We start from the raw sequence: 12,667 nt of genomic DNA, 5'->3' as shown, positions 1-12,667 counted from the left end.
GCATCGATCGTTCCGTGTTCCTTTTGCTTCTACGCCAGAGCCCTTTCGATCGCCGTTGCGACCAGGGTCGGTGGGAATGCGAGGAGCCCGTCCTGATCCCCTACGATGATGTCGCCCGCGTTCACGGGCATACCGCCGATCGTGATCGAGACGTTGATCGCTCCGGGACCGTCCTTTTATGGACTCACGATGAGTCACGCCGCGCGCGTACACGAGAAAAGTGCGTGCAAAGATTTCCGCAACGTCGCGACTGGCGCCGTCGAGCACCATGCCGGCAAGCCCGAGCGAGGCTGTGCTGAGCGTCATCATGCCACTGACCAGTGCGTTGGAGATATCGCCGGCGGCATCCGCAACCATCACGTCGCCGGAACGGCAGAAATCGTAGGCACGAAGGATAGCGAGGTTGTCGCCACCGCTCTTCGGAATGCCCTCGCAGGCGATCACCATGTCGGGGTACGAGACGAAGTCGCCCGGCTGTACCGATATGAAGCTGCCCGCCGATTCCGAGACGATGTCGCCCACCTTTCCGATTTGATCTCGCCCAGTGGCGAGGCGTTCGGGCCGGTTAGTTTTCTGGCATCGGTCAAGCTGCGCGCCTTTTGCTGTGATGGGGTGGACGCCCCCTCGACGGCATCAATGTGCCAAAGTGAAGGGTGTTGAACAGCCATCACGAGAGAGGAAGCGTCCGTGAACGAAGTTACTACGATCGGGTTGGATTTGGCGAAGTATGTTTTTCAGGCTCACGGAGCCAATGCCACCGGCAAGGTGGTTTTCCGCAAACAACTGCGCCGCAATAAAATGCTGGCATTCTTTGCCGAGCAGCCGCCTTGTCTCGTGGCAATGGAAGCCTGTTCGGGTGCGCATTACTGGGCTCGTGAGATCGGCGAGCTCGGCCATGAAGTGCGACTGATCCCGCCGGCTTACGTGAAGCCCTTTGTCAAGCGGCAGAAAAACGACATGGCTGACGCGGAGGCGATCTGCGAGGCGGCCCAGAGACCGACCATGCGCTTCGTTCCCGTCAAGAGCGAAGAGCAACAAGCGAGCGCAGTGGTGTTTCGGACTCGCGACCTGTTGATCCGGCAGCGGACCCAGATGATCAATGCCTTGCGCGGTCATCTCGCCGAATACGGGTTGATCGTGCCGAAGGGCACGGCTCATGTCACACAGCTTGTCGAGTGGGTGACGGACCCGAAAACCGACGTACCCGCAGCGGCACGGTTTGCACTCGACATATTGATCAAGACCATGGCCACACTGGAAACACAGATCAAGAAACTCGACCGTGAGATCGTCCGCCGCGCCCGAAAAGAAAAAGATGCCCGGCGCTTGATGACGATTCCTGGCGTGGGACCAATGACGGCGACGGCATTGCTTGCCCTTGCACCTGCCGCAGCAAGCTTCCGGTGTGGGCGGGACTTTGCCGCATGGCTGGGGCTGACGCCGTTGCAGCGCTCCACGGGTGGCAAACAGAAGTTAGGCGCGACATCGAAGATGGGGGAGCGAACGTTGCGGCGCTTACTCATCATCGGTGCGACGGCGGTCGTGCAGCATGCACGGTGACGAGGTGCGTCACCGTCATCATGGCTAGGGCGCATGATTGCCCGTAAGCCGCCCATGCTGGCGGCTACTGCCCTTGCCAACAAGATGGCTCGCATCGTCTGGGCTCTGATGGCCAACGGTGGGGTCTACAAAGCTCCGACCGTGGCGGCATAGCCGTCCGGTCAGAGGTCGTCGAGATGTAGGAAGGTCAAACGGAAGGTATGGCGCAACAGTCGAGAGACGGGGTCAGGAAAACCAGGACATGCCCAAGTGCTACCCGAGCACGCTGCTGTGATTTGGACCTGATCCGCGAACTCCCATACGGGCCGGCGACATTTGACGGTCGCGATAGAGGCCGGACAGATGTCAGCACCCGACTACAGCGCAGCGCTTGACGAAAGATTCTTCTTGCATCCCCGCGTCCACAGATGGGCATGTGGGCGCGCTATTGCGTTGCCAAAGCGCAGCGGCATGTCCACAGCGCCACGGGCTCAGGTCTTTCGGGCGGATGACCGTGTTCGGCGCAGCCTCTCGCCGGTGAAATCGAGACGGTGGGCGTTGTGGACGAGGCGATCGAGCGGGCAGGGATCTCGCGCGGGCTGCTGCGGCCCGTTGCGATGACAGGCGCTCCCTTGTCCACGGTTAAAGAATGATACGTTCACAGATCTTTTATGTTGGAAAGATACGTAAACAGAACACAATAGGTTGATGCCCGTATGTGAGCAGGATATGTATACGAATCTTTCTTTGGAAAAATGATACGAGTACAGATCATGGAGCGCGGCTCGGAGACCACCTTCCACCTAGGACGGCTCCTCCGGGATGCCAGGAAACAAGCGGGTCTGACTCAAGAGCAGGTGGCTGAACGCGCGGGGATTTCCAGGCCTCGTTACCGTGATATCGAGCAGGGCGCGGCCGCCGCGCGTGCCACGACCCTGATCAACGTCGCGCGCGCGCTGGGTATGGAGTTGATGCTGATCCCACAAGCAATGGTCCCGGGCGTCAATGCTCTGCTTCGCCCTTCCGACGACGAAGACCGACCGGCCTTCACCACCGATAAGGACGGTGATGAATGAGTGCCCAAGTCCGCGCCCCCAACACCATCCAATCGCTCGACGTGTTCCTTCAAAAGCTTAAGGTCGGAACGCTCGTACGCACGCCGGGCGATTTCAACGCTTTCAGCCTGGATCCAGCCTATCGAGCCATGGCAAGGCCTCCAATCTTGAGCCTTTCGTTGCGCTCCGCCGATGGCGGCCTTCGCAAAGATCCGAAACCCGTAGCGCACGTCTTGCCGGCCTTCTTCGCGAACATGTTGCCTGAGGACAGGCTCCGCGAGGCAATGGAGAAACACCACGCAGGAGCGGTGAGGCCGGGCAACGATTTCGACCTCCTGGCGGCGCTTGGCACGGACTTGCCGGGCGCCGTGCGCGTCGTGCCCAGCGACGGCACTACCACAAAAGCTGCTCAAAACGATCCACAATTGATCAAAGCTCGTTTTTCCCTGGCCGGAGTTCAGATGAAGCTCTCGGTGATGAAAAACACGGGCAGGGCAGGCGGATTGACCCTGTCCATCGGCGACGAGCAGGGTCAGTACATTGCGAAATTCCCCTCAACCAATCTTGTCGGATTGTCGGAAAATGAGTTCGCCATCCTGGCGCTCTCGGAGGCAATCGGTATGGATGTGCCTCAACGAGAGCTTGTTGAAAAATCGGATTTCGAGGAGATACCTGAAGAGTTCAACACCGTCTCGACCGGTAAAGTTTTGTTGGTGAAGCGTTTCGATAGGGGCCCCGACGGCAGGCGGATACATATCGAAGACTTTGCTCAGGTTTTCGGCCGGCAACCATCCAAGAAGTACGATGACGCTTCATACCACGATATCGCCTCCGCACTGAACGTCGCGGTGTCGACAGATGCCGCACTCGAATTTGTCCGCCGCTTGGCTCTTGCCGCGCTCGTCGGGAACGGAGACATGCACTTGAAAAACTGGTCTACGATCTATCCGGGCGACGGTTGCACTCCGGCAATCGCCCCAGTGTACGACGTGCTGTCGACCACGGCCTATTTTCCAAAGGACGACATGGCGCTGTCATTGGGGGGCGAGAAGTCCTTCAAGGCGCTTACTCCGGATCGTTGGCGGAAGTTTGCCAACCGGGCGCGACTACCGGATCCCGCCGTCATCTCGGCCGTCAAGCAAGTTGTTTCATCGGTGAACGATCTTTGGTGGCACCTTCCTGAGCGGGATGTGGTTCCGACGGCTGTCCTCGAAAAGATCGATCCAAAAATCCGCGAGATGAGCCTGGTTCTGGATCCGAGCTAAGTCTCAAGCCTTTTTGCCCTTCAGGCTCGCGAGCATTGCTGCCGTCGGGATGCTGCTCGCTCGGGCTCATCAAAGACAGCGAAGGAGCAAGGGATCGTGCTGCGCGAGGCCAGGTCTGGGCGGCAGCCTCGATGGCAAGCTTCGCTACGGCGCGCTGCGGCCCGATCCGCTCGTGGGCTCTCGATCATCGCGGGTGCGACAAGAGATGTGGGTCTTGGCGCGACCAATTGGATCAAGCCGTCGAACTTCTCGATTGCCGAGTCGCTGCCCGGCACGATTCGGGGCCCTGCTCTACGACCAGGGGATCGTACAAAATATCGCCGCAGATCGTGGCGCTTTGCAAGACTGACTGTGATGAGCTTGGTCGGGAGTTTAGGTTTGTCAACTGCTAAGGGGGACGTGTGCACGAGGTGTGACCAGGATGTCAAAAAAACCTCATCAGGATGTGACTAGAATCTAGCTGGTCTAAAGCGCCAAGACATTCAAAGCAGCGATCATAGAGGCATGGACCAAGCGGTCGCATTTCAGAAATGAGACGGCGACAAAAAGGTGAACGGCCGCGCGGCTGACACGTAACTACGACTCCAAATTGGTCCGTTGCAAAAGGCAGAAGGCGCGTATCACCATCGAACTCACTTGCCGGCCTCTCGGTGCGGTTGAACTCGCCACATTCGTCTTGACGTCAGCTCTGCAGGCCGAGCGCGCCAACGGCCTTTTCGATGATTGATCACCCGAAGGACGCCTGACGCATCGATCGCCGTGCTCCGTCGATCACCTCCGGCCCGTCGATCACCATCGAGGCCGGTGCGGGCTCGGAAACACAGATCAAGGAGAACTATTATGGCGAGCACCCGTACCTTCACGAAGACCGGCAACAACGAGCTCATCGGTGGAATCGTCACCCTCTCGCTCCAGGCCAGGAACGTGCGGATTGCCCCCGAAACCAACCGCTCCGGCGACAACCGAGCCACTGGGTCTACGTCGGCCGTTGGAGATCAGGGTCGCCCGGGCGAAGGGCTCCAACGAGGGGGTCTGAAGCTCGACGATCCGAGTTTCACCCCACCGATCTTCGTCAACCTGCCGACGAGGAAGGTGAGGGCTTCAGCCTGATCTGGCCCCGTCCCGGCCGCGCAAGGGCGACTGACCCCGACCATGCGAGGATCGCAGGACGGACGCACCGAACCCCTCAAGCAGCTTTAGTCGCAAGTAACGGAGGGCGCGTCGTTGTGCTTGAGGTGTCTCTTTCGGACATTGTAGCTTACCAGCCAGATCACGCCCACCGCGATCGGCACGAAGGCCGCGGTCAGGAACGATGGCTCTACTCGCAGTCCGACGTCATGCGCGCCCTTGGCAAGATAGCTAAACAGGCTGACCACATAATATCCTATCGCCCCGACCGACAATCCTTCGACCGTGCACTGCAGCCGAAGTTGCTGTCTCGCGCGCTCGTTGATAGCCTGCAACAGGTCATGATTCTGCCGTTCGATTTCGACGTCGACCCGGGTTCGCAACAGATCGGCGGCACGCGCTAGCTTGACCGATAGAGTCGCCTGACGGTCCTCAACGGTCGCGCAGGTTCGCATCGCCGGCGCCATACGGCGCGCTAGAAACGCCGACCAGGTTGGATAGCCCGAGACATTGTTGCCTTCAATGATGGACAGACGCGATTGGACCAGCTCGTTATAGGCCCTGCTCGCGCCAAAGCGAAACAGGCTGCCGGTCGCGCCTCTTTCGAAGGAGGCTGCCAGCGCCGTCAGCTCCGCAAGCAGATGGTTGTTGAACCGCAGCCCCTCACCGCTTTGCATCTTCTCGAGAGCCTCAACAAGCCCGCGGTCGATGCGATCAACAGATGGTGCAAGCTCAAGGGCCGCCGACAGACCAAGCAGCGCCAATGGACGGTAGGTCTCGATTTCCAGGAGCCGTTGCACCAGCGCTCCAAGATCGCGGGATGTCATGCCAAGGTCGCAAACGAGGATTTTCGTGAAGCCTTTTTCGTCCACGCGGAAGTCTGAGGCGGCAATGCCTGTGCCGCTCTTTGTGGCAACCATGGCGAGGCTGTTCTCGTCAAAAATCTGTTCGGCCCGCGTAGTCGGCGAGGCGTCCTGCTCCACTTCTAGCCTGATCGCGACCAGCAACTGTCCGGTCTGACGCAACGCGCGGATCAGCGATCGGACAGTACCATCAACTTTGTCAAATCGGTCTGCGGCAGAACAATCTGAATTAGTCCAGATCCAGGTGAGTGTTGTAAATTCAGAATGCTGCTCCCAGCGTAGCGTAGCGGGCCCGATGACAATCTGATGAAGTTTCGCCGATTGCTCAGGCGGCGTAAGATTGCGCTCGAGGCAAAAATCGATAAAACGGCAGCGATCGCTTGTGGCCGCCTCGCCCTGTGCAAGAAAAGCGAAGTGGATCACGCTGAACGGCGAATCAAGGCGCGTGAAGGGGCGCGCGTGCACTTCGCGGAGCACAGCGTCGCGTTGCGGATGTGGCGTGAAGGTTCGCAGATCCAGTTCGTCATCGATCATGTATTGACGCCTCGCTTCAGGTGAGCAGGCAACCGTCAGCCTAGACGCCGGAGGCAATGGCGGTGCTGGGAAACGGTTGCGCGCGGCTAGGTTGCTGACGAAGCCGTGTCGATGATCACGCCGCTTTGAACTCGGGAAAGAGGTCTTGCGGGACGCGCGTCAGACCAGGCAGATTAAGATGGAGCCGCCCCATCCAGCTTTCGACGCCATCAACGTATGGTCCGTTGTTTATGGCGAAATGCCGGCATTGAGGCTAAAGAGGTGTGGCGGTGCGCGCGCGCCTTCGCGGTGGCGCGCGGCACCGTTCGATGGATGCCTAGATCTAAGTGGACGTTGTTGTCTGACCGTCCCTCAGGTTCCGCCGCGTGTCCGCCGATGAGCACCTCGGTTTGTGGCTTGAGCATACCGGCGTGCAGGGAGATGCCGGGCGGAAGCTCCTTCGCGGCCATGACCCAAAGCTCCTGCTCGCCCTGCAAACGATTCGGGTGCGAGTCGGCGAGATTGAACACGGCGAAGGCCGAAATGAGGCTCGTCCCTGGAGGACGACGCTCGCATTTGGTCGACAGAGCCAGTGTGCGGGGCTTTACAGGAACGGGCATGAAGCCTGCCAAGACGTTTTTCGTCCCCACCAATATCGCTCGAGCGTGACAGACTTTCGGTCGCTAGATGCAAGCGCGTCTTTATGTCCCATACCAAATTTGGTAGGCAGCCGTTTAGCTCCGCGTTGCGTAAACCCTCGTTTCCACGGCAAAGGTTGATATTCGAAGCAGCGGCAATTTGCTCAAGCAGAATCCTCGGTCCCCAAAGCCGCTCCGCCGCAGCTTGCCGCGATGCCGCGACTAGCAGTTCGACGGTCGCGAATGAACCTTTGCCGCCATCAGGCCACGTCAGCAACTGCGGGTTCAAGGCTGAAGGGCTGACCGTCAAGCACAAAGGCAACTTCGTCATTCGATTCGCTTTGACGATCTCAGCCTTGGACGTTGATCGCCGTACCAGCTTTTGTGCCGACTCTGCTGATCATCCTGTGGGTCTATTTCGTGCTGCCGATTCTGATCGGCCACAGCGTGCCGGCGTTCGCGACCATGCTTGTCACGCTGGTCGGCTATAAAGGCGCATTCCTGAGCGAGATCGTGCGCGCCGGAATTCAAGCCTTGCCAACAAGTCAGATGGACGCGGCACGCGCCCTCGGACACAGCCGCCTCGGCGCGATGCGTTACGTGATTTTGCCGCAGGCGCTGTTCAACACGATCCCGAGCATCCTCAGCCAGTTTGCCTCGACCATCGAGGAGACCACGCTCGGCTACATCATCAACGTCCCTGAGCTCACCTTTGCTGCCGGACAGAACAACAACCGGCTGCTGACCAAGCCGTTTGAAGTCTACTTCATCCTTGCCATCAGCTACTTCATCGTTTGCTGGACCTTGACGCATGCCATCAACATGGTCGAGCGGCGGATAACCGCGCGCCGGACCGCAGGCCAGGTTGCCGTGTCTGCACTGCCTGCCGTACCCGCAAGCGCATCAGGGGCATGACCATGTCGTATGAGACTTCATCCCGGATGCCGATCCGATGATCAAATTCGTCGCTGTGCACAAATTGTTTGGTGCACTCGCCGAGTTGAGCGACGTCAACGCCGAGGTGAAGAAGGGCGAGGTGGTGGTTGGTCTGCGGGCCGTCCGGCTCGGGCAAGTCGACGCTCACCCGCACCGTCAATAGGCTCGAGGAAATCCAGTCCGGCTCGGTGCTGTTCGAGGGCAGGGACGTTCATGGCAAGTTGCTTGGCGCGGCGCTGAATCACGTCAGCGATGAAGCGAAGCCGCCGAGTCAGGGCGGATCGCCAAGGGCGAAAGCGCAATGCCGATCTTGGCTAAACAGAGGCTGGCGATGGAGGTACAGGATTGGGCGAAAGCGCTTTCGGTGGTCTAAGAAGCGGTCGCTGCTCTGCCGGATGGCCGGAACTTCCACAACCGCACGCCTTGATCATCCATGTGTAACGATACGGGAGGTTGATGACGAAGATCAAAGGCATGTCCAAAGTCTGGACGTATACGCGTCGTACGATGCTGTTGGGCAGTAGCTTCTTGGGTAGCGCGTTGTTCGGGGGCGTTACGGTGCCTACACCCAATCGGCCGCAGCGCAAGGTTGGCATGGTGTTGAAGGCGGCCGACTCTCCCTTCGTCGTTGGGTGCACACAAGACGGCATTACCTCGTTGCGTTATCGTAACGATGCGTATGACACGGATTATGTCCGGCCTGGAGCCGTGCTGGGGACAGCTCACGCTAGAATTCGGCGTGCCGGATCCGATTGGCATACGCTTCGAACCGGCGTTGATGCAACGAAGCCGATGCATAGCACGGCCCTTGAACTAGCAGCCCGCGATGCCGGCGTCCTTCTCACAACCCGCCTCGCAGTCGACGAGGCTGGATTGACGTGGGAGATCATGCTGCGGAACGACGGCATGGCGAGCGTGGAGGTTGGCGACCTCTATTTGCCCATGCCGATGAACACCGAATTTCCGGCAGGGCAACCGGTATCGATGGCTGTTTTGAAGCACAGCTTCGTCTCGGGGCATGGGTCGCACATCTTCTGGATTCGTGGCAACAGCACCGGTCCCCTCCTCATGCTCTTACCAGAGGCGGACACGTCACTGGAATATTGGGATGTCCACAAGGATTCGGCCGAAGCCGGTGGGACGTGGTGCGCCTACATTTTGGGCGGGGCGGCCGCCTGCGAGGCAGTGGCGGGCGGGACTCGCTGGCGACAGCCAACCCATTCCCTGTCCCTGTCGCCGGCCGAGCAACGGCGTTACCGTCTTCGCTTCCAGTGGGTTGCCGATTACGAGGCCGCGCGCAGGGCTATCGCGGACGCCGGTCTGGTGGACGTGGAAGTCATGCCGGGCATGACGGTTCCCACCGACCTGCATGTCGACATTGCGCTCGCGTCCTCCATTCCGGTGGAGCGAATCGAAGCGGAATTTACCGCCGACACGCTGGTGCAACGGTTGCCGGATCGTGCTGGCAGGCGACTGTGGCGGGTTCGCTTTTCGCGATTGGGCGAGAACCGGCTGACCCTGCACCAGCCGGGTGGGCGCCAGACCTTTCTTGAATTCTTCGCTACCGAGCCTGTCGAGACGATGATGAAGAAGCGGGCAGCCTTCATCGTGAAGCGGCAGCATCGTGACCCGTCCAAATGGTACGACGGTTTGTTTGGCGAGTGGAACATGGAGACGCAGGTCCTGCTTGGCCCGGACAATTACGACCGGATCAAGGGCTGGCGCATCTACGAGGTGACGTGCGACGATCCCGGGCTAAGCAAGCCCGCTTACCTCGCAATCAAGAATGCCGAGCATCCTGATGCGGCGGAAGTGGCGGCGCTGGACCGGTATATCGATACGTTCGTCTGGGGCGGGCTGCAACGTACCACACAGGAGGCATACGCCTACGGCCTCTACGGCATACCCGATTGGAAGCAGAACCGGGAAAGCAGCGATCCCAGCCCAAAGGGCCGCCTGCATATCTGGCGGCCTTATGACTATCCGCACATCTTCGCGATGTATTTGGCCATGCACCGCATCGCCCGTGACCATCCCGCGATACCCACCCGCCAGAGCGCACGAGATTATTTGGTACGCGCCTACGGTACGGCGCTGGCCATGTTCACGGTGCCGATGCGCGTGGTGATGTGGTCTGCCTACCGCACCGGCTTCTGCAACGAATGTGTTATCCTCGAACTGGTTTCGGCGCTTACGACGGCGGGCTTGACGCGCGAGGCAGCGACCTTGGAGGCGCACTGGGCGCGTAAGGTGCGCGCCTTCGTCGATGGAAAGGCGGACCTGTTCAAGTCGGAATATCCGTTCGATTCCACAGCCTTCGAATCAACACAGGTACTGGCGCGCTCGGCCCTTGACGAGCCTGTCGCCATGGGAGTTTCGAAGGCGGCAGCGCGTGCCTTCGCCGAGCGTCAGATCGCTGCAAATCTGTTCTGCCGTGGCTGGCTTGAACCTGCTTATTACTACCTGGGCAGCGATTATCGCTGCACTGCGGGCGACGCCTATACGTTGACTTACATGGCGCAGATGGGCGGCTGGGCGCTGCTTGATCATGCGCTGAACGATGCAGACGACCCGCATCCGCTCCTTCGTCTCGGCTATGCCTCACAACTCAGCGCTTGGGCTTTGCTGAACAGCGGCCCTGCGTCGGCCGGTCATGGCTATTGGTATCCGGGCGAGGAGAATGACGGCGCGGCCGGTGGCGGCTTCGAGCCGGCGCCGAGCGGGACCACATGGCTCGGTCAGCCGCATCACCGGGGAGCGTGGTATTACTCGTGCGAGATCGACCTGGGATTTTGTGGGGCGGTCCGCGCTGCTGCGACGATCGTTGCCGACGATCCCATCTTTGGTCAAGTTTGTTACGGTGGCACGATGGAGACGATCGCTCACACCCTGCGGATCTGCCCACGTGATGGCGTGCGCCGACGGCTGAACCTGCGGCTCCAGTCTCTCCGATTGGACTTGGTGCTGCTCGACGCCCGATTTCGCGCGGATCGACCGATCATTCTGAATTTGGGGGAGGGGTGGATCAGCCTTACGCCTGAGCCCTTTGCACCATCTGCATCGGGAGTGACGCTCGAATTGCGGTACGATGACGGGAGGAAGCGCAAGGAAGTCGTCGACATCACGGACAGCCGGATCGTCGTCCGCTTGCCTGCGGCGCGCTTACCGCGGATTCAGGTTCGCTAGATGTTTAGCCCCTGGCCTTGATGGTGCATCCTTATCGCACCATTGGAAGGAAGCGCCATGGGACATGATCTGAGACCGGAAAACTGGCCCATTTTTGGCTAGAGTACTCGGATCTCTCTTGCGTCATTGATGCTTTGCAACGATTACTTCGCGTGGCCCGCCGAAATAGGGACTTCGTCTCACGCATGCTTCAGGCCGATCGCGGGAATACGGTCCTTTGGGAGCACTATATACGTGGACCAAAGGCAGCCGGCCCAGGAGCACAGAGGCAATCCCCGAAGCTTGGAAAAACAAACGCTTCGGAAGCGCCGTCAAAAGAAAGCTTGCGCTATCACCGTCGGTCAAGGTCGTTCAAGCACGAAATTCCTGGAGCCGGTCCCCAGCACGTCATCCAAAACAGGCGGCACAAAACTTACGACGGGAGATCGGTAACACTCGATGGTGTCATACCTTTGAAGGAATAAACCGTGCAGGATATGAAAAAAACGTCGGCTATTCACGCGGCACATGGGCCGCTTCGTTCGGGAGGTATCAATGCGTTCGCTTGCTGCGTCAGTCGCCTTCACGTGCTTCTCATTTTCGCCTGCCGCGGCTTGGTGGCACGAAGGGCATATGCAGATCGCCTATCTCGCTTACAAGCAACCAATCCGGTGGCCAAAGAACACGTCGACATACTCCTGAAACTTAACCCGGATTACGCAAACTGGATCGCAGGCGCGCCCCAGGGCACGGAAAAGCTGTACGCCTTCGTGCATGCCGCTACATGGGCCGATGATATCAAAGCGAAGGACGATTACTACGAGGATCAAGTTAAAGATTCCACGGCAAAACAGATCCTCCCATATGGCCACCTCAAGCATGCCTATTGGCATTTCAAGGACGCTATGTACACGCCGGACGGTACGTCCCTGCCGCAGCCGGATCCCGTTGATGCTGTCTACGCAGCTCAAGGCTCTACTCGCTAAGCTGCCAGCCTCAGCGAGTGCTTCGGATGCTATGCGTTCCTACAGTCTCGCCTGGACACTTCATCTGGTTGGCGATCTACACCAGCCGCTTCATGCAATTGCCCGTTACACCGCGCAACTGCCCGACGATGGTGACGACCGCGGCGGTAACGCAGAAAAAGGCATTCCAACCACTGGCGAGACGATCCTGCTTCATGCTTATTGGGATAGCTTGTTCGGCGGCTATTCGTCAGTGTTCGGAGCGATCACCGACGCCGAGGAAAAATTCAACGGCCTCGAAAATGTCGTCCTCCCAAATTCCGCGAAGGCTCAGATTCTCGATCCTGCCACCTGGGCCCAAGAAAGCTTCGAGCTGGCCAAGCAGAATGCTAACTCGAGATTATGAGACCAACGCTCGCAACGTAGCTCGCAATCAGGCTGCGCTTGCCGCGGCGTGATTTGCCAATCTGCTGAACCAGATGTTGAAATGAATTCGAGCGTCACACGCTGCGCTGCCGGTCGTTCGCCAAAGGAAAGCGGCGAGCGGGCCGCTTATCGCCTTGGCTGCAAGTGTTCCCGGTATTGCGAAACGTAGGGTTG

Annotated in this window: 10 protein-coding genes and 4 pseudogenes; 10 read left to right on the top strand and 4 right to left on the bottom strand. The window is 59.3% G+C overall.

The window, feature by feature from the left end; all coding sequences use genetic code 11:
• Nucleotides 1-29 precede the first annotated feature (29 nt).
• The gene (locus N2605_RS36505; protein WP_425248863.1) at nt 30-140 is read right to left on the bottom strand and encodes a hypothetical protein; all 111 of its coding nucleotides are present in this window, start codon (nt 138-140) and stop codon (nt 30-32) included.
• Nucleotides 141-240: 100 nt separating this feature from the next.
• Nucleotides 241-357, bottom strand: a pseudogene (locus N2605_RS36500) (RraA family protein); the annotation flags it as partial.
• Between the two features lie 330 nt (nt 358-687).
• Here N2605_RS36500 and N2605_RS25120 point away from each other — a divergent pair.
• The 4 genes and pseudogenes from N2605_RS25120 to N2605_RS25105 all read left to right on the top strand — a co-directional run.
• Nucleotides 688-1,713, top strand: a pseudogene (locus tag N2605_RS25120) (IS110 family RNA-guided transposase).
• Nucleotides 1,714-2,312: 599 nt separating this feature from the next.
• The gene (locus tag N2605_RS25115) at nt 2,313-2,615 is read left to right on the top strand and encodes a helix-turn-helix domain-containing protein (RefSeq protein WP_126261749.1); all 303 of its coding nucleotides are present in this window, start codon (nt 2,313-2,315) and stop codon (nt 2,613-2,615) included.
• Complete coding sequence (locus N2605_RS25110) at nt 2,612-3,859, top strand: type II toxin-antitoxin system HipA family toxin (protein WP_260343408.1); 1,248 nt, start codon at nt 2,612-2,614, stop codon at nt 3,857-3,859. The genes N2605_RS25115 and N2605_RS25110 overlap by 4 nt, the downstream gene beginning before the upstream one ends.
• 840 nt (nt 3,860-4,699) lie before the next feature.
• A pseudogene (locus N2605_RS25105) lies at nt 4,700-4,989 on the top strand (DUF736 domain-containing protein); the annotation flags it as partial.
• Nucleotides 4,990-5,055: 66 nt separating this feature from the next.
• Here N2605_RS25105 and N2605_RS25100 read toward each other — a convergent pair.
• Nucleotides 5,056-6,384: a DUF3422 family protein gene (locus tag N2605_RS25100; RefSeq protein ID WP_260343407.1), complete on the bottom strand. Its 1,329-nt coding sequence runs from the start codon at nt 6,382-6,384 to the stop codon at nt 5,056-5,058.
• A gap of 209 nt (nt 6,385-6,593) precedes the next feature.
• Nucleotides 6,594-6,995, bottom strand: a complete 402-nt coding sequence (locus tag N2605_RS25095) for a DUF2169 family type VI secretion system accessory protein (protein WP_260343406.1) — start codon at nt 6,993-6,995, stop codon at nt 6,594-6,596.
• Between the two features lie 390 nt (nt 6,996-7,385).
• Here N2605_RS25095 and N2605_RS25090 point away from each other — a divergent pair.
• From N2605_RS25090 to N2605_RS25070, 6 genes and pseudogenes are all read left to right on the top strand, one after another.
• Nucleotides 7,386-7,916: pseudogene (locus tag N2605_RS25090) on the top strand (amino acid ABC transporter permease); the annotation flags it as partial.
• Nucleotides 7,917-7,953: 37 nt separating this feature from the next.
• On the top strand, nt 7,954-8,100 hold the full coding sequence (locus N2605_RS25085; RefSeq protein ID WP_425248809.1) for a hypothetical protein: 147 nt from the start codon (nt 7,954-7,956) through the stop codon (nt 8,098-8,100).
• Nucleotides 8,045-8,461, top strand: coding sequence for an ATP-binding cassette domain-containing protein (locus N2605_RS36495; protein WP_425248808.1), 417 nt, complete (start codon nt 8,045-8,047; stop codon nt 8,459-8,461). The genes N2605_RS25085 and N2605_RS36495 overlap by 56 nt, the downstream gene beginning before the upstream one ends.
• Entirely contained in the window at nt 8,394-11,123 is a 2,730-nt protein-coding gene (locus tag N2605_RS25080) for a DUF5695 domain-containing protein (protein ID WP_260343405.1), read from the top strand. Before N2605_RS36495 ends, N2605_RS25080 begins: the two co-directional genes overlap by 68 nt.
• 467 nt (nt 11,124-11,590) lie before the next feature.
• Nucleotides 11,591-12,088: a phospholipase C/P1 nuclease family protein gene (locus N2605_RS25075; RefSeq protein ID WP_260343404.1), complete on the top strand. Its 498-nt coding sequence runs from the start codon at nt 11,591-11,593 to the stop codon at nt 12,086-12,088.
• Nucleotides 12,054-12,473, top strand: coding sequence for a S1/P1 nuclease (locus tag N2605_RS25070; protein ID WP_260343403.1), 420 nt, complete (start codon nt 12,054-12,056; stop codon nt 12,471-12,473). Before N2605_RS25075 ends, N2605_RS25070 begins: the two co-directional genes overlap by 35 nt.
• The last annotated feature ends 194 nt before the right edge of the window (nt 12,474-12,667 follow it).

Source organism: Bradyrhizobium yuanmingense (genome assembly GCF_025200905.1).
Lineage (GTDB): Bacteria > Pseudomonadota > Alphaproteobacteria > Rhizobiales > Xanthobacteraceae > Bradyrhizobium > Bradyrhizobium yuanmingense.
Note: the sequence above shows the minus strand (reverse complement) of the source record. Positions and strands in the feature narration are given on the sequence as shown.